General features: G+C 70.6%; 22 protein-coding genes. 11 read left to right on the forward strand and 11 right to left on the reverse strand.

Features of this window, described 5'->3' with window-relative positions; all coding sequences use genetic code 11:
- Window positions 1-79: 79 nt before the first annotated feature.
- Entirely contained in the window at window positions 80-331 is a 252-nt protein-coding gene (locus ACN27E_RS10755; protein WP_422748921.1) for a mycoredoxin, read from the forward strand.
- A gap of 3 nt (window positions 332-334) precedes the next feature.
- Here the strand turns inward: ACN27E_RS10755 and nudC are convergent, their stop codons facing one another.
- Both nudC and ACN27E_RS10765 read right to left on the reverse strand, forming a co-directional pair.
- The gene (nudC, locus tag ACN27E_RS10760; protein ID WP_422748923.1) at window positions 335-1,270 is read right to left on the reverse strand and encodes an NAD(+) diphosphatase; all 936 of its coding nucleotides are present in this window, start codon (window positions 1,268-1,270) and stop codon (window positions 335-337) included.
- A gap of 28 nt (window positions 1,271-1,298) precedes the next feature.
- A complete protein-coding gene (locus tag ACN27E_RS10765) occupies window positions 1,299-2,378 on the reverse strand; it encodes a potassium channel family protein (RefSeq protein WP_422748925.1) in 1,080 nt (359 codons plus the stop codon).
- 46 nt (window positions 2,379-2,424) lie between these two features.
- Here ACN27E_RS10765 and ACN27E_RS10770 point away from each other — a divergent pair, with 46 nt between their 5' ends.
- Window positions 2,425-2,820 carry a DoxX family protein gene (locus ACN27E_RS10770; protein ID WP_422748927.1) on the forward strand — a complete coding sequence of 132 codons (396 nt, stop codon included), beginning with the start codon at window positions 2,425-2,427 and terminating at the stop codon, window positions 2,818-2,820.
- Between the two features lie 3 nt (window positions 2,821-2,823).
- Here ACN27E_RS10770 and ACN27E_RS10775 read toward each other — a convergent pair whose 3' ends face one another.
- Entirely contained in the window at window positions 2,824-6,096 is a 3,273-nt protein-coding gene (locus tag ACN27E_RS10775) for a UvrD-helicase domain-containing protein (protein WP_422748929.1), read from the reverse strand.
- Window positions 6,093-9,233, reverse strand: a complete 3,141-nt coding sequence (locus tag ACN27E_RS10780) for an ATP-dependent helicase (protein WP_422748931.1) — start codon at window positions 9,231-9,233, stop codon at window positions 6,093-6,095. The genes ACN27E_RS10775 and ACN27E_RS10780 overlap by 4 nt, the downstream gene beginning before the upstream one ends.
- Before the next feature lie 64 nt (window positions 9,234-9,297).
- On the opposite strand from ACN27E_RS10780, the gene ACN27E_RS10785 reads away from it, so the two are divergent.
- Both ACN27E_RS10785 and ACN27E_RS10790 read left to right on the forward strand, forming a co-directional pair.
- Complete coding sequence (locus tag ACN27E_RS10785) at window positions 9,298-10,080, forward strand: alpha/beta fold hydrolase (RefSeq protein ID WP_422748933.1); 783 nt, start codon at window positions 9,298-9,300, stop codon at window positions 10,078-10,080.
- A 2-nt stretch (window positions 10,081-10,082) separates the two neighbouring features.
- Window positions 10,083-10,379 carry an MGMT family protein gene (locus ACN27E_RS10790; RefSeq protein ID WP_422748935.1) on the forward strand — a complete coding sequence of 99 codons (297 nt, stop codon included), beginning with the start codon at window positions 10,083-10,085 and terminating at the stop codon, window positions 10,377-10,379.
- Here the strand turns inward: ACN27E_RS10790 and ACN27E_RS10795 are convergent.
- The 3 genes from ACN27E_RS10795 to ACN27E_RS10805 all read right to left on the reverse strand — a co-directional run bounded on the left by ACN27E_RS10795 (window position 10,376) and on the right by ACN27E_RS10805 (window position 13,675).
- Window positions 10,376-11,230, reverse strand: coding sequence for a TIGR02569 family protein (locus tag ACN27E_RS10795; protein WP_422748937.1), 855 nt, complete (start codon window positions 11,228-11,230; stop codon window positions 10,376-10,378). The two genes, ACN27E_RS10790 and ACN27E_RS10795, sit on opposite strands and share 4 nt — an antisense overlap.
- Window positions 11,231-11,304: 74 nt before the next feature.
- Entirely contained in the window at window positions 11,305-12,498 is a 1,194-nt protein-coding gene (gene moeZ / locus ACN27E_RS10800; protein ID WP_422748939.1) for an adenylyltransferase/sulfurtransferase MoeZ, read from the reverse strand.
- A gap of 127 nt (window positions 12,499-12,625) precedes the next feature.
- Window positions 12,626-13,675, reverse strand: coding sequence for a DUF3152 domain-containing protein (locus ACN27E_RS10805; RefSeq protein ID WP_422748941.1), 1,050 nt, complete (start codon window positions 13,673-13,675; stop codon window positions 12,626-12,628).
- A gap of 166 nt (window positions 13,676-13,841) precedes the next feature.
- Between ACN27E_RS10805 and ACN27E_RS10810 the strand changes: the two genes are divergently transcribed.
- Window positions 13,842-14,519, forward strand: a complete 678-nt coding sequence (locus tag ACN27E_RS10810; protein WP_422748943.1) for a TetR/AcrR family transcriptional regulator — start codon at window positions 13,842-13,844, stop codon at window positions 14,517-14,519.
- On the opposite strand, the gene ACN27E_RS10815 is transcribed toward ACN27E_RS10810, so the two are convergent.
- Window positions 14,506-14,757 carry a DUF3107 domain-containing protein gene (locus ACN27E_RS10815; protein WP_422748945.1) on the reverse strand — a complete coding sequence of 84 codons (252 nt, stop codon included), beginning with the start codon at window positions 14,755-14,757 and terminating at the stop codon, window positions 14,506-14,508. The genes ACN27E_RS10810 and ACN27E_RS10815 overlap by 14 nt on opposite strands.
- Window positions 14,758-15,011: 254 nt before the next feature.
- Here ACN27E_RS10815 and ACN27E_RS10820 point away from each other — a divergent pair, with 254 nt between their 5' ends.
- The gene (locus ACN27E_RS10820; protein ID WP_422748946.1) at window positions 15,012-15,926 is read left to right on the forward strand and encodes an MmpS family transport accessory protein; all 915 of its coding nucleotides are present in this window, start codon (window positions 15,012-15,014) and stop codon (window positions 15,924-15,926) included.
- 16 nt (window positions 15,927-15,942) lie between these two features.
- Here the strand turns inward: ACN27E_RS10820 and ACN27E_RS10825 are convergent, their stop codons facing one another.
- Entirely contained in the window at window positions 15,943-16,647 is a 705-nt protein-coding gene (locus ACN27E_RS10825; RefSeq protein WP_422748948.1) for a ferritin-like fold-containing protein, read from the reverse strand.
- A gap of 229 nt (window positions 16,648-16,876) precedes the next feature.
- On the opposite strand from ACN27E_RS10825, the gene ACN27E_RS10830 reads away from it, so the two are divergent.
- On the forward strand, window positions 16,877-18,445 hold the full coding sequence (locus ACN27E_RS10830) for a DEAD/DEAH box helicase (RefSeq protein WP_422748949.1): 1,569 nt from the start codon (window positions 16,877-16,879) through the stop codon (window positions 18,443-18,445).
- A 20-nt stretch (window positions 18,446-18,465) separates the two neighbouring features.
- Window positions 18,466-19,683, forward strand: a complete 1,218-nt coding sequence (locus ACN27E_RS10835; RefSeq protein WP_422748950.1) for a hypothetical protein — start codon at window positions 18,466-18,468, stop codon at window positions 19,681-19,683.
- Window positions 19,684-19,689: 6 nt separating this feature from the next.
- On the opposite strand, the gene ACN27E_RS10840 is transcribed toward ACN27E_RS10835, so the two are convergent.
- On the reverse strand, window positions 19,690-20,520 hold the full coding sequence (locus tag ACN27E_RS10840; RefSeq protein WP_422749797.1) for a ParA family protein: 831 nt from the start codon (window positions 20,518-20,520) through the stop codon (window positions 19,690-19,692).
- A gap of 26 nt (window positions 20,521-20,546) precedes the next feature.
- On the opposite strand from ACN27E_RS10840, the gene ACN27E_RS10845 reads away from it, so the two are divergent.
- The 3 genes from ACN27E_RS10845 to ACN27E_RS10855 are packed head-to-tail and all read left to right on the forward strand — an operon-like array spanning window position 20,547 to window position 22,740.
- Window positions 20,547-21,158 carry an acid phosphatase gene (locus tag ACN27E_RS10845; protein ID WP_422748952.1) on the forward strand — a complete coding sequence of 204 codons (612 nt, stop codon included), beginning with the start codon at window positions 20,547-20,549 and terminating at the stop codon, window positions 21,156-21,158.
- A complete protein-coding gene (locus ACN27E_RS10850; protein WP_422748954.1) occupies window positions 21,155-22,252 on the forward strand; it encodes an isochorismate synthase in 1,098 nt (365 codons plus the stop codon). The genes ACN27E_RS10845 and ACN27E_RS10850 overlap by 4 nt, the downstream gene beginning before the upstream one ends.
- Complete coding sequence (locus tag ACN27E_RS10855) at window positions 22,249-22,740, forward strand: GNAT family N-acetyltransferase (protein WP_422748956.1); 492 nt, start codon at window positions 22,249-22,251, stop codon at window positions 22,738-22,740. Before ACN27E_RS10850 ends, ACN27E_RS10855 begins: the two co-directional genes overlap by 4 nt.
- Here the strand turns inward: ACN27E_RS10855 and ACN27E_RS10860 are convergent.
- Window positions 22,695-23,126 carry a hypothetical protein gene (locus ACN27E_RS10860; protein ID WP_422748958.1) on the reverse strand — a complete coding sequence of 144 codons (432 nt, stop codon included), beginning with the start codon at window positions 23,124-23,126 and terminating at the stop codon, window positions 22,695-22,697. The two genes, ACN27E_RS10855 and ACN27E_RS10860, sit on opposite strands and share 46 nt — an antisense overlap.
- Window positions 23,127-23,166: the final 40 nt, after the last annotated feature.

A 23,166-nucleotide genomic window follows, 5' to 3' on the forward strand; every position in this document is an offset into this window, starting at 1 on the left:
GCTCCATCTTGACAGGCGCCACCGACAACCGCCCGGCCCGTGCGGGCATGTCTGCGCAATCGATTACGTTGGGATGCTTATGAGCGCTGACAGCGGTGAACTGACCATGTACACCACCTCGTGGTGCGGCTACTGCGTGCGGCTGAAGAAGGCCATGAAGGCCGAGGGCATCGCGTGGACCGAGGTGAACATCGAACAGGACCCGCAGGCCGCGAAGTTCGTCGAATCCGTCAACGGTGGGAATCAGACGGTGCCGACGGTGAAGTTCGCGGACGGGTCGGCGCTGACCAATCCCAGCATCAAGGACGTCAAGGCGAAACTCGGACGCTGACGCTCAGTCCTTGGCCGCGACCCACGATTCGATGATCTCCCGGGCGATCGAGATCGAGCCGGGCAGCAACAGACGCGACGGCGCGGTGCTGTTCCAGTCGCCGTCGGCCAGCGCGGTGCGGATCTCCTCGCGGGTGAACCAGGCCGCCTCGGCGATCTCGCCGTCGTTGAAGGCGAACGGCTGCTCCGGATCGCCGATCGCATGGAACCCGACCATCAGCGAGCGCGGGAACGGCCAGGGCTGGCTGCCCAGATAGCGCACATCGGTGACGGTGAGCCCGATCTCCTCGGCGATCTCGCGCACCACGCACGATTCGAAGGATTCCCCGGCCTCGACGAATCCGGCGAGGATCGAGAACAACCGCGGCGGCCACACCGTCTGACGGGCGAGCACTGCGCGATCGTGCCCGTCGTGCACCAGGCAGATCACCGCCGGGTCGATTCGCGGGAACTCCTCGCGCCCGTCGACCGGGTTGACCCTCGACCAGCCGGCCTTGACCGGCTTGGTCGGCGCCCCGTCGACCGGACTGAACCGGGCGTGGTCGTGCCAGTTGAGCAGCGCGGTCGCGGTGGCGACGAGCTGGGCGCTGGCGTCGTCGAAGATCTGCCCGGCCCGGCGCAGGTCGAGGACCTCGGCCTGCGACCCGTCCTCCGGCGGCTGCAGCGTCGCCCGCACGCCCCAGACATGGCGACCGTCGGCGAGGCGCCCGAGGAACACGGCGTGCTCCGGCGGCGTCGGTCCGATCTCGGCGGCGCGGTTGAGCACGACGCGTCCGCCGCTGATCAGCACCTGGTTACGCCGGTCGACCCGCAGCAGCAGCGCATCCGGCCAGGCGGCGACGGCCGCGTCGATGTCGGTGCGCAGCGTGTCGGCCCGGTCCGCGCCGACTCGCGACAGCACCGGGATGTTGCGTAGCGCGAACCCGCCCGAGGCGCTCATCGCAGTCCGTTCTTGGCGCAAGCGCTCATCACCGTTCGGCGTCGGCGCTGCGGATGTAGAGCAGCCGGTCGCCGGCTTCGAGCGCATCGACCTCGGGCGCATCGACACGGAGCAGGGTCCCGTTGCGCACGACGCCGAGCACGATGTCATGCAGATGTCGCGGCGAACCCCCGGCTTCCTTGGGCGTGACTTCCCGTTCGGAGATGGCGAAACCCGCATCCGGGGTGAGCAGGTCCTCCATCATCTCCACCACGCTCGGCGTCTGCACCGCGATGCCCAGCAGCCGGCCCGCGGTCTCCGAGGTGACGACGGTGGAATCGGCTCCCGACTGCTGCAGCAGGTGCTGATTCTCGGCCTCGCGGACCGCGGCGATGATCTTCGCCTTCGGGGCCAGCTCACGAGCCGTCAAGGTGACCAACACCGCCGTGTCGTCCCGGTTCGCCGCCACGATGATGGCCTTGGCGTGCTGGGCACTGGCCAGGCGAAGCACCTCCGAGTCGGTGGCACTACCGCGGACGGTGACCAGTCCGGCGCTCTTGGCGCGCTCCAGGGCGGCCGGATTCTCGTCGACGATCACGATGTCGGCGGGCGACACCTCGTCACCCACCATCGCCGCCACCGCCGTTCGGCCCTTGGTGCCGTACCCGATGACCACGGTGTGGTTACGCACTTTGCTCCTCCACTGCTGGATTCTGAAAGCCTGCCGGGACTCGGTGGTCAACGTCTCGACCGTGGTGCCGATGAGCACGATCAGGAAGGCGACGCGCAGCGGGGTGATCACCACGATGTTGACGAACCGGGCGCCTTCGGTGACCGGCGTGATGTCGCCATAACCTGTCGTCGACAGCGACACCGTGGCGTAGTAGAAGCAGTCCAGCAGCGACAATCCGTCGGTCTGGGTGTCCCGGTACCCGTCGCGGTCGACATAGACGATGAGCACCACCGCGCACAGCACCGCGAAGGCGATCACGATCCGCTTGGTGATCCGCAACCAGGGGCTGGGCATCTCCTGCGGGATGGTGACGCGGTCGACCAGCGAGTGAACCGGTCGTTCAGCGAGAGGCTGGTTGATCCTGCCGAGTCGCCGCCGGAGTCGGCCTCTAGCCACGAGGGTCCGTCATCGGAAGGGCTCGGCGCACCAGCACAATGTAATCATGACCCCTTCCTCTGCCGAACTGCAGCCGAAAGCCAACTCGACACGCGCAGTCCGCATGGCCGCCATGCTCGCCGGTATCGGCACCCTGCACTTCGTCGCGCCGAAGCCGTTCGACGGCATCGTCCCGGTCGAGCTGCCCGGATCGCCGAGGTTCTACACCTACGCCTCCGGGGTGGCCGAGCTCGGTGTCGCCGCCGCCCTCGCTGCACCGCGCACCCGCAAGGCCGGGGCGCTGGCCGCGATCCTGCTGTATCTCGGCGTGTTCCCGGGCAACGTGAACATGGTCCGGCTGTGGTGGGACAAGCCGTGGCCGATGCGGGCGATCGCCATCGCGCGGCTGCCGCTGCAGGTCCCGATGATCACCCAGGCGCTGAAGATCTACCGCAACTCCTGACCGTCAGGCCACCTCCGTCCGCAGCAGCGCCGCCAGTTCGGCGGAGTCCGGCATGGCGCTGGGACGGACCGTTCGGCCCGACCGAACGTAATGGAAGACCGTGCGCACCCGCTCGGCCGGACATCCGCAGAGCGCGGCCCACGCAGCGCGGTACACGGCGAGCTGAATTGCCGCCTGCCGCTGGGCCTGCGCGGTGTCCGGAGCTGACCCGGTCTTCCAGTCCACGACGGTGAAGCCGCCGTCGTCGTCGGCGAACACCGCATCGATGCGTCCGCGCACCATGGTGTCGCCGAGCACCATCTCGAAGGGCACCTCGATGTCGACCGGTGTGCGGGCAGCCCACGGCGACACCATGAACGCCGCCTGCAATTCGTCGAGTTGCTGTTCGGCGGCGAGGCGTTCACCGCCGTCCACCGCACCGGGCAGGTCGTCGAGGTCGAACAGCCGGTCGGCCCCATAGAACCGCTGCACCCAGTCGTGGAACATGTTGCCCAGCAAGGCATGTGGCGCCGGCGGCGCGGGCAGCCTGCGACGCAGCCGCTTCAGGACACCGTCGCGGTCACCGCTCAGTTCGACCAGCGTGCTCACCGACACCTGCACCGGCACCTCGGGCGGATCGGCCTGCGGGAGCCGATCGCGTTCGGCCAGCAGCGCATCCACGTCGGCCGCCCAGCCGTCGACGTCCGCGCCCGGGTCGATGCCGGCCTGGCCGTCGCCGGACATGGCCCGAGCCACCCGCGCGGCGCCCGCCTCGATGTGAACGCGACGCTCGGCCGCGGGCACGGCCGGCCACAGCACCTCGGTGACGTCCCCGCGCAACGGGTTGACCTCACCGGGTGCCGGGTCGGGCGCCCACCGATCGACCACTCCGCACGGGGTGCCGGCCTCGGCGGAGCGGTCGATGATCTCCTTGAGTTCACAGAGGAAGGTGGACGGACCGCGGGGTTTGGCCTCCGTGCCACCCCAGTGATGCCCCGACAGCAACAGGGTGTCCTCGGCGCGGGTGAGCGCCACATAGAGCAGCCTGCGCTCCTCGTCGGCGCGGCGCCGCTCGAGGCGACTCTTGTGGTCGTGGATCCGGTCGGCCAGCATCTTGCGGTCGTTGACATCGGAGGTGTCCAGGACGGGAACGCCGTGATCGGTGGTGGTGGCCCGGTCCCCGCGCAGCAGTGGCGGCAGATCGGCCGGATCGGTCAGCCAGGTGCGCAGTTGCCCGGTCGAGGGGAACACCCGCCCCGATAGATGCGGAACCGCCACGACCTGCCACTCCAGCCCCTTGGCGGCATGCACCGTGAGGAGCTGGACGCGGTCGGTCGACACCGTCAGTTCGGCCGGTGCCAGCCCGTTCTCGACCTCCATCGCCGTGTCGAGAAAGGCCAGCAGCCCGTTCACCGATGCACCCGGGCGGCCGGCGTAGTCGCTGACCACGTCGGCGAAAGCATCGAGGTGCTCGGTACCCGACCAGCCCGAGGAGACCGGCCGGGCGGCCCTGGCCTCCGTATCGATACCCAGCACCCGACGAACCTCGCTGACCAGATCCGGCAGCGGGAAGCTCAGATGCGCACGCAGTGAGGTCAATTCGTCACCGAGCGCGGCGATCCTGCGAAACCCCTCGGCGGAATACCGCTCGGCCGGCCCCGGATCGCAGACGGCGTCGGCGAGACAGGCGGTGTCGGCGTCCGGTGCGACCCGCGCGACGATCTCCTCGGCCGTGGCCTCCCCACCACCGACGGCGTCGTCGTCGAGTTCGCGGGCCCGCCGCCACAGCGCGGCGATGTCCCGGCCGCCCAGGCGCCAGCGCGGTCCGGTGAGCACCCGCATCGCCGCGCCGCCGGCAGTGGGATCGGCAACCAGACGCAGCATCGCGACGACGTCGGCCACCTCCGCGATCCCCAGCAACCCGGCCAGGCCGACGACCTCGACGGGAACACCGCGCGCCGCCAGCGCCTCGGCAATCGGTGCGGCATCGGCGTTGCGGCGCAACAGCACCGCCGCCGTCGGTGGCGCATCACCGTTGTCGCGGGCGGCGTGGTACCGCCGGGCCACCTCGTCGGCCAGCCAGTCCCGTTCAGCCGCAACGTCGCTCAGCAGGGCGAGTCGATTGGTCCCGGGGTGGGCGCCGGGTCTGGCCCGCAGTGCCCGCACGGCCACCGAGCGAGCGCGTGCCGCAGCGGACACCGCATTGGCCAGATGCAGCGTGCTGGGCGGGTTCCGCCAGCTGGTGCACAGCTCGAGGGTCGGCGCGGCGGTGCCGTCCGAGCGGGGGAAATCGGTGGCGAATCGCGGCAGGTTGGTCGCCGAGGCACCGCGCCAGCCGTAGATCGACTGGATCGGGTCGCCGACGGCGGTCAGCGCGAGGTCGTCGTCGACGCCTCCGCCGAACAGCGCCGACAGCGCGACGCGTTGCGCGTGTCCGGTGTCCTGGTATTCGTCGAGGAGCACGACCCGGTAGCGATTCCGTAGCTGGGCACCGACCTGAGGGAATTCCGCGGCGAGCCGCGCCGCGGCCGCCATCTGCATTCCGAAATCCATCACGTTGTCGGTCCGCATGCGCTCATGGAGCGCGTCGATGAGCGGCACCAGTTCGGTGCGCTCGGACTGGGTGGCGAGCATGCGCAGCAGCCACTGGCTGGGGCCGCGGTCGCGCTGGTACGGACCCGCGGGCAGGGTGTGCACCAGCCGTTCGAGTTCGACATGGGTGTCGCGGAGTTCGCCGGTGTCGACGAGGTGCTCGGCCAGCTGGCCGGCCAGCCGCAGCACCATCCGGGTCACCGCCGCCGGCGCCTTGTCGGTGTCCAGCGGGCCGGGATGGGCGCACACCACCCGGTGCGCCAGCTGCCAGAGCTCGGTCTCCCCGATGAGCCGGATGTCCGGCTCCAGGCCGAGTAGCGGGCCGTGATCGCGCAGCAGGGTGCCGGCGAAAGCGTGGTAGGTGCTCACCGTGGGCAGAGCCGCCACGTCGGCAAGCGAGTTGGGACCCGTGGCGGGAACCAGTCCCGTGCCGGCCAAACGGGCAAGCCGGGTGCGAACGCGCCGCAGCAGCTGCCCAGCGGCCTTTCTGGTGAAGGTCAACCCGAGCACCTCACCGGGGTTCGCGTAGCCGTTGGCCACCAGCCACACCACCCGCGCGGCCATGGTCTCGGTCTTGCCGGCACCTGCCCCTGCGATCACGACCAGCGGCCCGGGAGGTGCCGCGATGACCGCCGCCTGCTCATCGGTCGGCGCGAAAAGACCGAGAGCGGAGGCCAATTCGGTCGGGCTGTAGCGGGCGTTCACGACCGCTCCCCCGCTGCCTGGGCGGGGCAGCTGCTGCGCACCGGACAATGGGCGCAGCCGTCGTTCACCCGCGCGGGGAACTGGGGGCCGCAGGTGGCCGCCGCGGCCCGGCGCACCTGTTCGCGCCAGTCGGCCAGCGCCTCGTCACCCATCGGATCCTGCTCCCGCTCGGCCGGTCCGCCGGCGTTGTTGCGGCCCAGATACACCAGCCTGCCCCCGCCGGGAACGTCACCGTCGGCCAGCAGACCGGCCGCGACCGCCAGCTGATACATCGCCAGCTGCGCATGCCGCTGGGCGTCGTCCTTGGTGACCGGCGTCTTACCGGTCTTGAGATCGACGACCACCAGGCGAGCTTCGGCGTCGCGTTCCAGGCGGTCGAGTCGGCCCCGGACCCGCACCGCGGGCAGCTCGTCGGTGCCGTCGCTGATGACGCCCTCCACATCGACCTCGGTGCCGACCTCGGTGAGCGCCCCGCGGGTCTGCTCGCGCCATTGCGCGAATGCGCTGAGCATCGCCTCGTGGCGGTCGAGCTCGTTGTCGGCGTGCCAGGCCGCCTCGTAGGGCAGCTGCGACCAGATCCGCCGCAGATCGTTGAGGCGTCTGCTCTCGGTCAGACCGGTCTCGGCGAGCAGGGCATGGACCAGCGAACCCACCGCCGAGCGCACATCCCGGCCGTCTGCACCGCCGTGGCGTTCGAGCAGCCAGCGCAGCGGACAATCGGTCAGCGTCTGCAGCGTGGACGGCGAGAGCGTCACGCTCTCCTGCCCGTCGGACCACAGTGCCTCCTCCGTCGACAGCGGTGTGAGCACCTGCCACTCGCGCGGATCCGCGCCGGGCACACCGGCGGCGGCCAGCCGGGCCAATTGCACTGCGGCGCAATCGCGGGCTTCGTCGTCGACCGCGCCGTCCGGCGCGCACACCACCGAGCGCAGCCGGCCGACCAGGGCGGCCGGCACCAGCACCCGTGGCGCTCGGACGGGTACGACCTGGTCGAGGTCGGCCCGTTCACAGGACAGCGCGCTCAGTTCGGCGCAGAACGGCGACGGCAGCATTGCCTGCTCCCCGGTGTCGCTGTCCACCGCGGTCACCAGGACGTGGGTACGCGCCCGCCCGAGGGCGGCGATCAGCAGGCGGCGCTCCTCGGCCAGCAGGGGCGCCCGGGTCGACACTGCGCGATCGTCGGCGGTGGTGACGCCGTCGATGACATCGACCAGCCGCTGCGTGCCCAGAACGCCGCCGCGGGGGGCGGTGTTCGGCCAGAGCCCCTCTTGCAGACCGGCGATCACCACGAACTCCCACTCCCCCGACAGTGCGCGGTGCACGCTCTGCACCGTCACGGCGTCCGACGCCGACCGCTCGGCCGATATCCGCGGTGGCAGGCCGAGCGCCGCGACGTGGTCGATGAAGGCGCGCAACGAGCCGCCCGGCGAGCGGGCCACGAATTGCTCTGCCAGATCGAACAGTTCGGTGACCGCGTCGAGGTCACGGTCGGCCTGCACACCGACCGACCCTCCGCGTTCGCCGGCGGCGAGCCAGCGCCGCTGCAGACCGCTGCGATGCCAGACCTGCCACAGGGTGTGTCGCGGATCGAGCCCTTCGGCGACGCTGCGCTGCGCAGCCGACAACACCGTCTGCACCCGGCGCAGTGGGCGTGCCAGCGATGGCGGCAGCGCGGGTGGTTCACCGGTGAGCGCCGCGACGAGCAGATCGGCGAAGTCACGGGGCGGGCGGCTGCCGTCGGCGCGGCGCAGCGCCCGGCGCAGCTGGCGTAACGACACCGGGTCGACCCGTCCGATCGGACCGGCGAGCAGCGACTCCGCCTGCGCGCCGGTCAACCCGGCCGAGGCCGCCTCGAGCACGGTGAGCAACGCGGCCACCGCAGGGTGTTCCGCGAGCGCCGCAGTGGCGGCGGGCAGATCCACCGGCACTCCGGCGGCGGTGAGCGCCCGGGCCAGCGGCGCGCCGACCCGCGACATCGACCGCACGACGACGGCCATCTGCGACCACGGCACGCCGTCGACCAGATGGGCCCGCCGCAGCGCGTCGGCCACGAGAGCCGATTCTGCATGGGTATTCGCGGCGACCCGCACCGTGACCGAGCCGCGCCGGTCGGCCGAACCGGTGAGCCGGCGGCCCGCGCCGCCGGGCAGCCGCTGGGCGACCCCGGTGATCGCCTCGGCGACAACCGCTGCGCAACGGTGTGATTCGGTCAGCGTGACCACCGGGCCCTCGGCCGGTTCGACCAACAGTGCGGGTTCGGCACCGCGGTAGCCGAACACCGTCTGGTCGGGGTCGCCGGCGATGACGGCGAGGTCGGCACCCGGGAGCAAGGCCCGCACGAGGCGGGCCGCCTGGGGGTCGAGGTGCTGGGCATCGTCGACCAGGAGCAGCCCCACCCGGCCGCGTTCGGCGGCCAACAGTTCCGGGTCGGTGGCGAACGCCTCGAGCGCGGCGCCGACGAGTTCGGCGGCGCCCAGCGCGGGCACGGTGGCCTGCGGGGCAGCCATACCGACCGCCGAACGCAGCAGCATGACCTGCTCGTAGACCTGCGCGAAGCGACCGGCCGCCGACCAGTCGGGCCGGCCGGAGAGCCGGCCGAGCCGTTGCAGCGCAGCGGGATCCACGCCGCGCTCAGTGCAGCGCGCCATCAGATCGCGCAGTTCACCCGCGAAACCGGCCGTCGAGAGCGCCGGCCGCAGGGCACTCGGCCAGGCCACCGGTGAGCGGTCCCCGTCCTCGAGGTCACCGGCGAGCAGCTCGCGGATGATGCCGTCCTGCTCGGCGCCGGTGATCAGCCGCGGCGGTGCGCTGCCGGCGCGCTGGGCGGCCAACCGGAGCACCGCGAATGCGTAGGAATGTACGGTGCGCACCAGGGGCCGGCGCACCACCGGCCGGACGCCGTCGCGCAGCAGTTCGCGGGTGATCGCGGCGCGCGCCTGCGCCCCCAGCTGGGCCGAACCCGTCAGCAACAGAACCGATTCGGGGTCGACGCCGGCGGCGATGTGCGCTGCGGCCGCCGCGGTGAGAGCCGTCGACTTCCCGGTGCCCGGACCCCCGACCAGCCGGACCACGCCGCGTCGACCCGGTGCGATGAGTTCGGCGCCGGCAGTGGCCGTGTCGAGGTCTGATGCGGTCATGAAGGCATGACACCACGGGGGTCCGACAAGTCGCCCCGCCGCCGGAGCTGGCACCATCGGACGGGTGACTCTGCACGTTCACCGCTACGGACCCGCCGGAGCCCCGCACCTGCTCGCGGTGCACGGGCTCACCGGACACGGCCGGCGATGGGAGACCCTGTCCGCCCGTCATCTCCCCGAGTTCACCGTCGCCGCACCCGACCTGATCGGACACGGGCGTTCGTCGTGGGCGGCGCCGTGGACGATCGATGCCAACACCGCGGCGCTGGCCGATCTGCTGGACGCCGAGGCCGACGGCCCGGTGGTGGTGGCCGGGCATTCCTTCGGCGGCGCAGTCGCGCTCGCCCTGGCGGCGCTACGGCCGGATCTGGTGTCGGCTCTGGTGCTGCTGGACCCCGCCGTCGGTCTCGACGGTGAGTGGATGCGCGAGATCGCCGACGACATGTTCGCCTCGCCCGACTACACCGACCGGGCCGAGGCCCGCCAGGAGAAGGTGTCGGGGTCGTGGGGTGAGGTGGACGCGGCCGAACTCGATCTCGAACTCGACGAACACCTGGTCGAACTCCCCAACGGCCGCTGCGGGTGGCGGATCAGCGTGCCCGCGATGATGGCCTACTGGAGTGAGCTCGCCCGCCCGGTGGCCGTCCCCCGCGACGGCATGCCGATGACCGTCGTGCGCGCCACCCGCACGCAGCCGCCGTACGTCACCGACGAACTGCTGGCCACCCTCGACGCCGCGCTCGGCTCCGACCTGACCGTGCAGGAGTGGGACTGCGACCACATGGTGCCGCAGGCGCGACCCGAGCAGACCGCCGCGGTGATCCGCACGTACCTCGACCGGGGCTAGGCGTGGCGGCGATCACCGACGCCCAGGTGGAGGCCGTGCGTGCGCTCGTCGCGGCCATCCCGCCCGGCCGCGTCAGCACCTACGGCGACATCGCCGAGGCCGCCGGGCTGTCCAGTCCACGCATCGTCGGCTGGATCATGCGCACCGACTCCTCCGACCTGCCGTGGCATCGCGTGATCACGGCGTCCGGGCGGCCCGCGGCGCACCTGGCCGACCGGGCGCTGGAGTTGTTGCGCGCTGAAGGGGTGCTCAGCACCGACGGCAGGGTCGCGCTGCGCGACCTGCGTCACGCGTTCTAGAGGACCAGCCGTACCAGCGCGGCGGTGCGCGCGAGCCCCGGGAACGCCGCCGCCGTGGCCCGCGGGTGCAGGGCATGTACGGCAAGGCGGAACATCAACGCGCGCAACAACATCTGCGGCCACTCCGGCAGCGATGCCCACCGCTCGATCAAGCCGTCGTCGGCTTCGCCCCAGGACAGTGCATCGACCACCACGACACCGGCGGCCCACGACGCCGGCCGCCAGTAGGGCGTGATGTCGGTGATGCCCGGCGCGGCCGCGCCGGCGAAGAGCACCGTGCCGTAGAGATCTCCGTGTACCAACTGGCTCGGGCTCTTGGTGGGGCGACGCAGCGTGGCCAGCTGGTTGATCAGCTCGACGGACTTCTGCCCGTCGGCCGAACCCGGCGACACCCGGGCGCCCGGCGGCAGCGAGTGCAGCGGGCGCTCCTCCCACGCGGCCCGGTCGGCGGCGATGAACACATCGACGTCGGCCCACGGTGCGACCGGCGGCTGGGTGAGGAAGCGGGGGCGTTCCAGCGTCGCCGTCGCCTCGTGCAGACGGACCGCGGCCGAGACCACCTCGTCGTGCCGCGGTTCCGGCGTTCCGGCGACGAAGGTGTCGGCCCGCCAGCCGGAGACGACGTAACGGCCGTCGGTGGACCGCACCGGGCGCGCCAGGCGCACTCCGTCGACGAACAGCGTCTCGCGCGCCTTGGCCGACCACGCGGCACGGGCGTGGTCGGCGATCATCGACAGCACCACCTCACCGCAGCGCCAGCCACCCTCCCAGCTGGACCCCAGAGGCACCGGCCGCACGCCGACCAGCCCGAACGCCGCGAGGACATGGTCGGGCGGTCGCTCGGAATTCACCAGGACAGGTTACTGGCTAAAGGTGCAGGTCCAGACCCGATGGCGGTCGTGTCAGGTCACGTATGGGCAACGACTCAGTACATCACCATGTCGGGTTCGAGCTGCTTACCCCAGGCCACGATGCCGCCCTGGACGTGCATGGCGTCGGAGAAACCGGCCTTCTTCGCGATGGCCAGCACCTCGGCCGAGCGCACCCCGGTCTTGCAGTAGAACACCGGCGTCCGGTCCACCTGGAGCTTGGCCAGCGCCTCCCCGTTCTCGAACGAACCCTTGGGGATCAGCTGGGCGCCCGAGATGTGGTTGATGTCCCACTCCACCGGTTCGCGGACGTCGATCAACGCCAGCGGTTTGCCCGAGTCCAGCAGCTCCTTGAGTTCGCGCGGGGTGACCGTCGAATCCGCCGCGGCCTCCGCGGCGGCGTCGGACACCACACCGCAGAACTCCTCGTAGTCGATGAGCTCGGTGATCTTGGGCGTGGCGGGATCTTTGCGGATCTTGATGGTGCGATAGGTCATGTCGAGGGCGTCGTAGACCATGAGCCGGCCCAGCAGCGGTTCCCCGATGCCGGTGAGGAGCTTGATCGCCTCGGTGCCCATGACCGACGCGATGGAGGCGCACAGGATGCCGAGCACCCCGCCCTCCGCGCACGACGGCACCATCCCCGGTGGCGGCGGCTCCGGATAGAGGTCGCGGTAGTTCAGGCCCCGTTCATTGCCGCCCTCGTCGGCCGGCGCATCCTCCCAGAACACCGACACCTGGCCCTCGAAGCGGTAGATCGACCCCCAGACGTACGGCTTGTGAGCCAGCACCGCGGCGTCGTTGACCAGGTAGCGGGTGGCGAAGTTGTCGGTGCCGTCGAGGATCAGGTCGTACTGCTCGAACAGCTGCACGGCGTTGTCGGGCTCGAGGCGGAACTCGTGCAGCCGCACCTCGACCAGCGGGTTGATCTCGAGCACCGAGTCGCGCGCGCTCTCGGCCTTGGACCGGCCGACGTCGGATTGGCCGTGGATGATCTGGCGTTGCAGATTGGATTCGTCGACGACGTCGAACTCGACGATTCCGATGGTGCCCACTCCGGCCGCGGCCAGGTAGAGCAGCGTCGGCGATCCCAGCCCGCCGGCACCGATGACCAGCACTTTGGCGTTCTTGAGCCGCTTCTGTCCGTCGACGCCGAGATCGGGGATGATCAGGTGGCGGCTGTAGCGCGCAACCTCTTCGCGGGTCAGTTCGGCCGCGGGCTCCACCAGCGGCGGCAACGGTGACGACACCCGAATATCTCCTCAGTTCGACGGTCCGCGTGAACGCAGACGTGCACGTTTCCAGGATAGGCGTCAGGCACAACGGCGAACGGGCCGCATTGCTTCCCGGCCCCGGCGATGTGCGCTGCGGGCGTGGTCAGGCGATCGGATACGGCCAGGGGTTGAACCGGCAACTGAGCCCGTCGGCGTGCACGGTCTCCGGATCGAATCGGGCCGCGTCGTCGTTGCTGGTCGAGAAGGTCTGCTGCATCATGATCGGCGCCAGCGCACCGTTCTCCGGGCACTGCTCGTGGCGCGGGTAGCCGATGGCGTGGCCGACCTCGTGGTTGATGACGTACTGCCGGTAGGAACCGACATCCCCCTGGAAGGGGACCGCGCCGCGCACCCAGCGCGCCTCGTTGATGAACACCCGGGACTGGTCACCCAGATAGGCCGGGTTGTAGCAGGACGCCTCCAGGGGGATGTCGTAGCCGCACCCCTCCCGGATGGTCATCGGCGAGGTCAGCGACACCCGGAAGTCGGGGTCCCCGGAATCGACGCGGACGAACGCGAACTGGGGGTTGTGTGTCCAGCTCTTCGGATTGGCCAGCGTTTCGGTGACCATCCGCGCGAAACCCTCGTCACCGCCGAAGCCGGCGGTGTCCAGCCCGTCCTCGACTTCGACGGTGTAGGTGAACACCTTGGCGGTCCCCTGCCCGACCTGCGGCGCGGTGCCGGGAACGATGTGCCAGGTCTTGGCACCGGCCTCGGTGAACGGTCCGCCCGCCGGCAGGATCCCGGTCGGCAGATTCGCGTCGAACTGGGTCAACCCCTTGGGCGGTGCGCCGACGATGGCCGTGCTCGCCATCCCGATGGTCGGTGGCCCCTGCACCGGGCCCTCATCGTCGGCGGACGGTTGCGGCGCGGTGGTTCCGGTGACGGTCTGGTACAGCACGATCACGGTGAGCACGGCCAGGATCGGCAGCGCATAGGCCCGCCAGCCGTAGGTGGACACGAAGCGACCCAGCCAGGACTGTTTGCGCCACTGCTGACGGTCGTCGCGGTTGGACCGCGCGCGGCCGGCGTCGAAGGCCAGCGGATCGCGTTGCGCGCGCAGGGGTTCGCGCAGGGCACGCCCCGGCCCGTCCCACTCGTCGCGAAGCGCCGGCACATGACCGCCCCCGTGACGTCCCGGGTCGTAGGTCACCGCAACAGGATGGCACAGCCATCAGCACTTGCGGTCCCGGCGCGCCACCGCGGGCACCGGCAGGTGTCATCACGCATGGGTCAGCTCATCGGTAGTAGTGTCGATGCGACGAGCGCGCCGACCGGACACCATCCGGCGCGCCGGCCGAAATCAGATTGAGGACTTGATGAGCGATCTCGCCAACACCGCTGCGCGGAGAGGCGACAAGCCGGCCAACGGTGCCAGCAGTTCCTCCGGCGGCAACCGACGCGGCAACCGACTGCCCCGCGATGAACGCCGCGGGCAGTTGCTCATCGCCGCCAGTGAGGTGTTCGTCGACCGCGGCTATCACGCCGCCGGTATGGACGAGATCGCCGAACGCGCCGGTGTCAGCAAACCTGTTCTTTACCAACACTTCTCGTCGAAGCTCGAGTTGTACCTGGCGGTGCTGCAACGGCACGTCGACAATATGGTCTCCGGGGTCCGGCAGGCGCTGCGCACCACCACCGACAACCGTCAGCGGCTACGTGCGGCCGTACAGGCATTCTTCGATTTCATCGAACACGACAGCCAGGGCTACCGGCTCATCTTCGAGAACGACTACGTCACCGAGCCATCGGTCGCTGCCGCGGTGAAGGTCGCCACCGAGGCCTGCACCGACGCGGTGTTCGACCTGATCAGCCGCGATTCAGGCCTGGAGGCCCACCGCGCCCGGATGATCGCGGTGGGCCTGGTGGGCATCAGCGTCGACTGCGCCCGCTACTGGCTGGACGCCGACCGGCCGATCTCCAAGGACGACGCGGTCGACGGCACGGTCCAGTTCGCCTGGGGCGGACTGTCCCACGTGCCACTCACCCGTTCTTGACGGCCTCCGCGCCGACCACCCCGAAGCCGACCCGGCGCACGTCGGCGGCACCGATCTCGACGTACGCGATCCGCGACGTCTGCACCAGGAACCGCCGACCCTTCTCGTCGGTCAGCCCGACCACGCCGACCCCCTCGGTCAGCGCATCGGTGACCAGCTTCTCCACCTCGGTCGGGGTCTGCGCGCTGTTGAAGACCAGCTCGCGCGGGCTGTCCGTGACACCGATCTTGACCTCCACGCTGCACCCTTCCGTTTGAATCCGTCGCCGGCGCCCGTCGGGTGCCGTGTCCTGTCGAAAGGCTAGTGGACGGCGCCGGGCTCAGGGCGCCGCGGTCGCTACGCGCTGAGCGAAGCCCGGCCGGCGAGGTGCGCCGCGGGCAGCGACCGAACCGAATCCGGACCGTGATCAACACGTCGCCTAGCAGTCTCATCTGTCACTTTCGCCTCGTTAGTCTCGGAGCAGCGCATTGCACCCGTCTACCGGAAGTGGTTATGAGCAGGCCTTATCCGCCTCACCCGGAGCTGCCCACCAGAACCGAGCGCCTCGAACGCCGGGAATCGGGCAGTTCGCCCTACGGCGCCTTCGGCGATTACCGCACCTACGACTCCTACCGGCGTTCCGGACGAGACCACGGCTCGAGTTACCAGGACTACTCGGTCCGGACGCGCACGCGCGGCCACCGCGACCACCCGGGGTATGCCGATCCCGGCGACCGCGATCCGTACGGCCACCGCGACGAGTACCAGGACGACGACTACGAGGACGGCGACTACGAGGATTACGACGCCTACGTCGGCGGGTCCTATACCGACGTCGACCGTCGCTGGCTGTGGATCGCCGGTATGGCGGGCGCCATCCTGCTGGTCGCGGTGGTCTGCACGACGGTGATCCTCGGCGGCGGCGACAGCGGATCGGTATCGGCGACGGTGCAGGGCGCGGGCGCCTCGCCCGCCCAGATGACGCCAGCGGCGCCCGCGGCGGACCCGGACACCTCGGCCCGCCCGGCGCCCCCGGCCCGGCTCTCGCCCGAGACGGTGACCACCGTGACCCCCACCCCCCGCACACCCGCACCGAGCGCCACCCTCGCACCCGAACCGTTGCCCACGGCTGCAGCGGCACCGGTCCCGCTGGCCGATCCGCGCACGATCACCTACACCGTCGCCGGCAACAAACAGCTCATCGACCTCGTCACGGTCATCTACACCGACCAGCAGGGCGCGTTGCAGACCGAACTCAACGTGGCGCTGCCCTGGTCCAAAACCGTCACGCTGGATCCGGGTGTACAGCTCAAATCCGTAACGGCCACCAGCGTCGGCGGTCAGCTCACCTGCGCGATCACCGACACCGCCGGAACAACCCTGGTGGCGCAGACCAACCCGTCGATGCTGGCCACCTGCACGCAGTGAGTACGGCGTAGCCCCGTCAGGCCAACCCCAGCTCCTGCATCCGGGACTGATGGGTCTGCTGGAGCCGCTCGAAGAACTCGGCGATCTGCGTCAGGCCCTCGCCGCCGGCCATCACCAGATCGACCAGCTCGTCGTGGTCGGCCAGCACGTACTGCGCCTGGGTGATGGCCTCGCCGAGCAGCCGTCGCGACCACAGCGCCAGCCGGTGGCGCTGCCGGTCGCTGGCCGTCACGGCCGCGCGTACCTCGGCGACCACGAACTGCGAATGCCCGGTCTCGGCCAGTACGCCCCGCACCACGTCAGCGATCTCCGACGGCAGCGCATCGGCGATCTCGAGATAGAAGTCCGCCGCCAGCGCGTCGCCGATATAGGTCTTGACCAGCGCTTCCAGCCATGTGCTCGGGGTGGTCAGCCGGTGATAGTTCTCCAGCGCCGAGGCGTAGCGCGTCATCGCCGGCACGATGTCGACACCGCGGCGCTCCAGGGCGTCGCGGAGCAACTCGTAGTGACTCATCTCGGCCGCCGCCATACTCGCCATGTTGATGCGACCCCGCAGGTTCGGCGCCATCCGCGCCTCCTCGGTGAGCCGGTAGAACGCCGCCACCTCGCCGTAGGCCAGCAACGCGAACAGTTCCACGACACCGGGATGGTCGGCCGACACGCCCGAGGCGTCCTGGTCGGCGGCCTGCCCAGAAGAGGCTGCGGGCTGGGTCGGAGTCATGCGGCAACTCTAGACGGCGGCCCCGCCGGCGACAGCGCACCGACCCGACCAGGTACGATGGCTGACGGGTCACCTGTTCTACAGCTGTGACCATAGATAATGTGCGTGCACGCAGTCGGCCTGCCTTACCTATGAGGCCCGGGCCCCGGTGCTCCTTCGTCGAAACTCGTGCGCGCGTGACCAACCGCGATCAGCACGACGATCGACCCGAAAGGCACTGTCCTCACGCATGACCGAAACCACCGAGAACACCACCGAAATCACCACCGAGATCACCGAGATCACCGAGACCGTCGAGGCCGAACCCGCCAAGATCTCCTTCGCCGACCTGGGCGTTCGTGAGGAGATCGTCCGTGCGCTGGCCGAAGACGGCAAAGAACACCCCTTCGCCATCCAGGAACTGACCATGCCGATGGCCCTGGCCGGCGACGACCTGATCGGCCAGGCCCGCACCGGAATGGGCAAGACCCTGGCCTTCGGTGTGCCGCTGCTGCAGCGGATCACCACCGACCCCGAGCGCGAACTCAGCGGCATCCCGCGGGCCCTCGTCGTCGTCCCGACCCGTGAGCTGTGCCTGCAGGTGTACGAAGACATCGCCCGCGCCGCCACATATCTGCGAGCCGGGGACCGCAAGCTGTCGGTGACGTCCATCTACGGCGGCCGTCCCTACGAGGCGCAGATCGAGTCCCTGCAGAAGGGCGTCGATGTCGTGATCGGCACCCCCGGCCGGCTGCTCGACCTCGCCCAGCAGGGCCATCTGCAGCTGGGCGGTCTGAGCATGCTGGTCCTCGACGAGGCCGACGAGATGCTCGACCTGGGCTTCCTGCCCGACATCGAGCGCATCCTGCGCCAGATCCCCGAAGTCCGCCAGGCGATGCTGTTCTCGGCCACCATGCCGGATCCGATCATCACCCTGGCCCGGACCTTCATGACCCAGCCCACGCACATCCGGGCCGAGGCACCGCACTCCGCGGCCACCCACGACACCACCGAGCAGTTCGCCTACCGGGCGCACGCGCTGGACAAGGTCGAGATGGTCAGCCGCATCCTGCAGGCCGAGGGCCGCGGGGCGACGATGATCTTCACCCGCACCAAGCGCACCGCCCAGAAGGTGGCCGACGAGCTCGCCGAGCGCGGCTTCCAGGTCGGCGCCGTCCACGGTGACCTGGGCCAGGGCGCCCGCGAGAAGGCGCTCAAATCGTTCCGTACCGGCGAGATCGACGTTCTGGTGGCGACGGATGTCGCGGCCCGGGGCATCGACATCGACGACATCACCCACGTCATCAACTTCCAGATCCCCGAGGACGAGCAGGCCTACGTACACCGCATCGGCCGCACCGGCCGCGCGGGTAAGACCGGCATCGCGGTGACCCTGGTCGACTGGGACGAGCTGCCCCGCTGGGCGATGATCGACAAGGCGCTCGGACTCGACACCCCCGAGCCGGTCGAGACCTACTCGAGTTCCCCGCACCTCTACGAGGAGCTGAACATCCCGACCGATGCCGGCGGCTCGGTCGGCGCGGCACGGCCCCGGTCCGGCGCCAAGCGGTCCGAGCGCACCGAGCGCTCCGAGCGGGAGCCGCGGGAGAAGCCGACCCGCAACCGGTCCCGCAACCGCCGCCGCACCCGCGGCGGGGAACCCGTCACCGGTCACGTCGAACCGTCCGGGGACCAACCCGCCGACACCACCGACCACGCCGGCGAGCCGGCGGGCGACTCGGACGGCGATTCGGCTGCCCCGGCCCGCCGCCGTCGCCGCCGTCGGCCGCGTAAGGCGGCGACCACCACCGGCAGCTGACCCACGTCAGCCGCCCATCCGTGGTTCGACCCGAACGCCGCACCCGCGGCGACCTGGTGGCCGCCGCGGCGATCGTCGCCGTGATCGCGGTGATCGCCGGTCTGGTGTGGTGGACCAGCGACGCCAGGGCCACCATCAGCCGGCCCGCCGCCGAGACGCTCGAGGACCTGCCGACCGCCGAAGCCGTCCCCACTGCGCTGACACAGCTGTGGAGCGCGCCGAGCCCGAAAACCCGGCGGCCGATCGTCGTCGGCGGGTCGGTGGTCACCGGCGACGGCGGACTCGTCGAGGGCCGCGACCCGCACACCGGACAACCGCTGTGGAGCTACTCCCGGGACCTCGAACTGTGCGGCGTGACGTCGGTCTACCACTACGCCGTCGCCGTCTATCCCGACACCCGGGGCTGCGGACAGGTCAGCACCATCAACGGGCGGACCGGTAAACGCGGTTCCGCGCGCACCGGATACGCCGACCCCGAGGTGACGCTGTCCTCCGACGGCACCACGGTGCTCTCCGCCGGCGACAGCCGACTGGAGCTGTGGCGCTCGGACATGGTGCGGATGATCAGCTACGGCGCCCTCGACGCGCGGATCAAGCCGGACATCCCCATCATGCCGCTGTGCCGACTGATCTCAGCGGCGGCGAGTTCGTCGGCGGTGTCGGTGCTCGAGGCCTGCCCCGACGAACCCGATCTCCGCCTCACCCTGCTGCGTCCGTCCGACGAGGAGGACACCCCCGACATCAAGTACGTCGAACTGCCGGGGGTCGCCGCGGATTCCGACGCCCGGGTGATCGCCGTGTCGGACACCACCACCGCGGTCTACCTGCCCACGCCCAAACCCACGGTCAACGTCATCGACGAGACCGGTACCACCGTCGCCAGCACCCTCGTCGGGCAGCCGGCGTCACCGCTGGCCACCGCGGCCCGCGCCGGTGACCTGCTCACCTGGTGGACCGGCCGGGAGGTGATGGTGTTCGCCGCAGACGGTCTGCGCTACCGCTACACCGTCACCCCGTCCGGCGGAGATCTGCCGGTGGGTCCGGCGACCGAGATGGCCGGCCGGCTACTGGTCCCGGTGACCGGCGGTTATGACGTCTTCGACCCCGACACCGGGGCCGGGGAACGCCACCTGGCGCTCTCGCGGCCCCCGTCCCCGGAGCCGGTGATCCCCGCGGTGGCCGGTGAGCAGCTCATCGAGCAGCGCGGCGGCGAGCTGGTGGCACTCGGCCAGCCGTGATGTCGCCTAGTCGACCTCGGGGGTGAAGGTGGCCATCGCCTTACCGCTCTTCCAGTGCTTGAGCAGCGCCACGGCCAGCTCCCGATAGGCCACCGCACCCTTGTTCTTGCGACCGGCCAGCACCGAAGACCCGGACGCGCTGGCCTCGGCGAACCGCACGGTCCGCGGGATCGGCGGTGCCAGCACCGGCAGCGCGTACCGGTCCACGACGTCGAAGAGCACGTCGCGGCTGTGGGTGGTCCGCGAGTCGTACAGCGTCGGCAGGGCGCCGAGCATCGTCAGGTCCGGGTTGGTGATCGCCTGGACGTCGGAGACCGTCCGCAGGAACTGGCCGACACCGCGGTGCGCCAGCGTCTCGCACTGCAGCGGCACGATCACCTCGTCGGCGGCGGTGAGACCGTTGAGCGTCAGCACCCCCAGCGACGGCGGACAGTCGATGATCACGACGTCGAACCGATCGGCCAGCTTGGCCAGCGCCCGTTTGAGTGCGTGCTCCCGCCCCGCCCGCATCAGCAGCATCGCCTCGGCGCCGGCCAGATCGATGTTCGCCGGCAGCAGCGTCATGCCCTCCGGCGTCTCCACCAGCGCCGTATCCGGCTCCACATCGCCCAGCAGCACCTCGTGCACCGACACCGGCAGCTTGTCCGGATCGTGCCCGAGCGAGAACGTCAGCGAACCCTGGGGATCCAGGTCGACCAGCAGCACCCGTTTGCCCTGTTCAGCCATCGCCGCACCCAACGACGCCACCGTCGTCGTTTTGGCGACCCCACCCTTTTGATTGGCGACCGCAAGTACCCGCGTCACCGTGCCATCCTGACACGCGCACCGGCCGAGCACGCGGACGTGCGGCACAATCGGTGGGCGTGAGCGTCCTGAAGCATCGACTGGTGCTGTTGCGGCATGGCGAAACGGAGTGGTCGAAGAGCGGGCAGCACACCGGCCGCACCGACCTCGAGCTGACCCGAACCGGAGAGGAGCGGGCCCAGCTCGCCGCCCAGGCACTCGGCGAACTGGAGTTGGACAACCCGTTCGTGCTCAGCAGCCCGATGCGGCGGGCGCTCCGCACGGCCGAACTGGCCGGCCTGACCGTCGACGAAGTGACCCCGTTGCTGCAGGAGTGGGATTACGGACGCTACGAGGGCCTGACGACCCCACAGATCCGTCAGACCGTGCCCGACTGGTTGATCTGGACGCACGGCGCCGCCGGCGGGGAGAGCGTCGCCGCGGTCACCGAACGGGCCGATGGCGCCGTCGCGCTGGCGCTGCATCACATGCAGGAGCGCGACGTGGTGTTCGTCGGGCATGCGCACTTCTCACGCTCGGTCATCGCGCGGTGGGTCGAGCAGCCGGTGCCCAACGGCATCCGCTTCGCAATGGCGCCCGCGTCGATCGCGGTCCTCGGTTTCGAACATGCGGTCCGCCAGGTGATCGCGCAGGGCCTGACCGGCCACGGCGATTCGTGTAAGCCCAGGTGAGCGCCGAGCCGTCGTTCGTCCTCACCGGCGCCGACGGGGTGCTGATCGGCGAGGGGACGCACACCGCCTACCCGGACATCGCGGGTGCCCGCGCCGCGCTGGCCGACGGCGTCGCCCCGATCATCGTCGGCGCCCTGCCGTTCGACAAGATCCGCCCCGCCGCGCTGTGGCGTCCGCAGTCGGTGCGCACCCTCGACGCGCTACCGGACTGGCCGGCCGTCCCGTTGCCGGCGGTCGCCGTCGTCGGGACGCTGCCCGCCCCGGACGTGCACCGGTCCCGCGTGGCGAGCGCGGTGCGCACCCTCAACGACCCGGCCGGGGAGCTGCAGAAGGTGGTGCTGGCGAGGGCACTACGGCTGGCCGCCGACGGCGCGATCGATGTGCCCACCGTGCTGGGGCGGCTGGCCGCCGCCGATCCGCACGCCAACGTCTACTTCGCCGACCTCTCCGCGGCGGGCGGCCGCTACGCCGGCGCCGGACTCCTGGGCGCCAGCCCGGAACTGCTGGTGGCGCGTCGCGGTGAGGTGGTGACCTGCCGGCCGTTCGCGGGCTCCGCGCCGCGCTTCGCCGACCCCGACGCCGACCGCGCGAGCGGCGCCGCGTTGGCCGATTCCGCCAAGAACCGGCACGAGCACGCCGTGGTGATCGACCAGATCCGCGCCGCGCTCGATCCACTGTGCGTCGACCTGCAGATCCCCGCCCAGCCACAGCTCAGCCGCACCGGCGCCGTCTGGCACCTGAGCACCCCGATCACCGCGCGTGTCCGCGAGAGTTCAACCAGCGCACTGGATCTCGCCATCGCCCTGCATCCGACACCGGCGGTGGGCGGGGTGCCGGTGGATGCGGCCACCGCGCTGATCGACCGGCTGGAGGGTGATCGCGGCTTCTACGCGGGCGCGGTCGGCTGGTGCGATTCCGCCGGCGACGGCCGGTGGGTGGTTTCGATCCGCTGCGCCCAGCTGTCGGCCGATCGGCGGCACGCCGACGTGCACTCCGGCGGCGGCATCGTCGCCGAATCCGACCCGGACGACGAAGTCGCCGAGACCACAACCAAATTCACCACGATCCTGTCCGCCCTGGGGGTGACGCCATGACCGACGAGACGACCGTCGAGATCCGCCGGGCCGGCCCCGGCGACGAAGGCGAGCTGACCGCGATGGTGCACGAACTCGCCGAGTTCGAACGCGCCGCCGAAGAATGCACGCTGACCGCGGATCAGTTGCGCGAGGCGTTGTTCGGCGACGGGCCCACGGTGTACGGGCACATCGTCGAGGTCGACGGCCAGGTGGCCGCTGGGGCGCTGTGGTTCTACACCTTCTCGACGTGGGACGGTGTGGCCGGGATCTATCTGGAGGATCTGTTCGTCCGCCCGCAGTTCCGTCGTCGCGGTCTCGCGCGGCGCCTGCTGGCGACGCTGGCCCGCGAGTGCGTCGAGAACGGCTACAGCCGACTCAGCTGGGCGGTGCTGGACTGGAACGTCAACGCCATCGGCCTCTACGACGGCGTCGGCGGTAAGCCGCAGACCGACTGGATCACCTACCGGGTGTCCGGCCCGGAATTGTCGGCGCTGGCCGAGTCCTGAGCGCCGTCGGCCGCCAGCCATTGCAGCGTCGCCGGACTGAACAGCAACAACAACGCGACCAGAGCCACCACCGCGACCGGGATGCCGTAGAACCACTGGTGCGAACCGACCGCCACATACCAGGTCACGGGTAACAGCAGCAGCTGCGCGAAGACCGCGATCCCGCGCCCCCAGCGCCGGCCGGTCCACAACGCCCAGCCGGCGGCGAAGACCCCGCCGCCGATCAGCGTGAACCAGACCGCCGTGCCGAAGCCGCTGACGATGTGCTGGTCGGCGCCGGCCAGCCCGCGCACCACCAGCACGACGGCGGCCACCAGGCCGGCAGCCCCTTCCAGAAGGACGAGCACGGCGGCCTGGCGGACAACGGTCGGCGCGGGGACGGTCACCGGGCGGGAGGGGTGGGAGCGGTCACGCTGTCGAGACTAG

The sequence above is a fragment of the Mycobacterium sp. WMMD1722 genome (assembly GCF_049315205.1).
GTDB lineage: Bacteria > Actinomycetota > Actinomycetes > Mycobacteriales > Mycobacteriaceae > Mycobacterium.

What these genes read in the sequence shown, in the direction of transcription:
- ACN27E_RS10830 (WP_422748949.1), top strand. Translation starts at nt 16,877, where the DNA reads ATGACCGAAACCACCGAGAACACCACCGAAATCACCACCGAGATCACC.
- ACN27E_RS10770 (WP_422748927.1), top strand. Translation starts at nt 2,425, where the DNA reads ATGACCCCTTCCTCTGCCGAACTGCAGCCGAAAGCCAACTCGACACGC.
- ACN27E_RS10825 (WP_422748948.1), bottom strand. Translation starts at nt 16,647, where the DNA reads ATGACTCCGACCCAGCCCGCAGCCTCTTCTGGGCAGGCCGCCGACCAG.
- ACN27E_RS10755 (WP_422748921.1), top strand. Translation starts at nt 80, where the DNA reads ATGAGCGCTGACAGCGGTGAACTGACCATGTACACCACCTCGTGGTGC.
- ACN27E_RS10820 (WP_422748946.1), top strand. Translation starts at nt 15,012, where the DNA reads ATGAGCAGGCCTTATCCGCCTCACCCGGAGCTGCCCACCAGAACCGAG.
- nudC (WP_422748923.1), bottom strand. Translation starts at nt 1,270, where the DNA reads ATGAGCGCCTCGGGCGGGTTCGCGCTACGCAACATCCCGGTGCTGTCG.
- ACN27E_RS10780 (WP_422748931.1), bottom strand. Translation starts at nt 9,233, where the DNA reads ATGACCGCATCAGACCTCGACACGGCCACTGCCGGCGCCGAACTCATC.
- ACN27E_RS10855 (WP_422748956.1), top strand. Translation starts at nt 22,249, where the DNA reads ATGACCGACGAGACGACCGTCGAGATCCGCCGGGCCGGCCCCGGCGAC.
- ACN27E_RS10810 (WP_422748943.1), top strand. Translation starts at nt 13,842, where the DNA reads ATGAGCGATCTCGCCAACACCGCTGCGCGGAGAGGCGACAAGCCGGCC.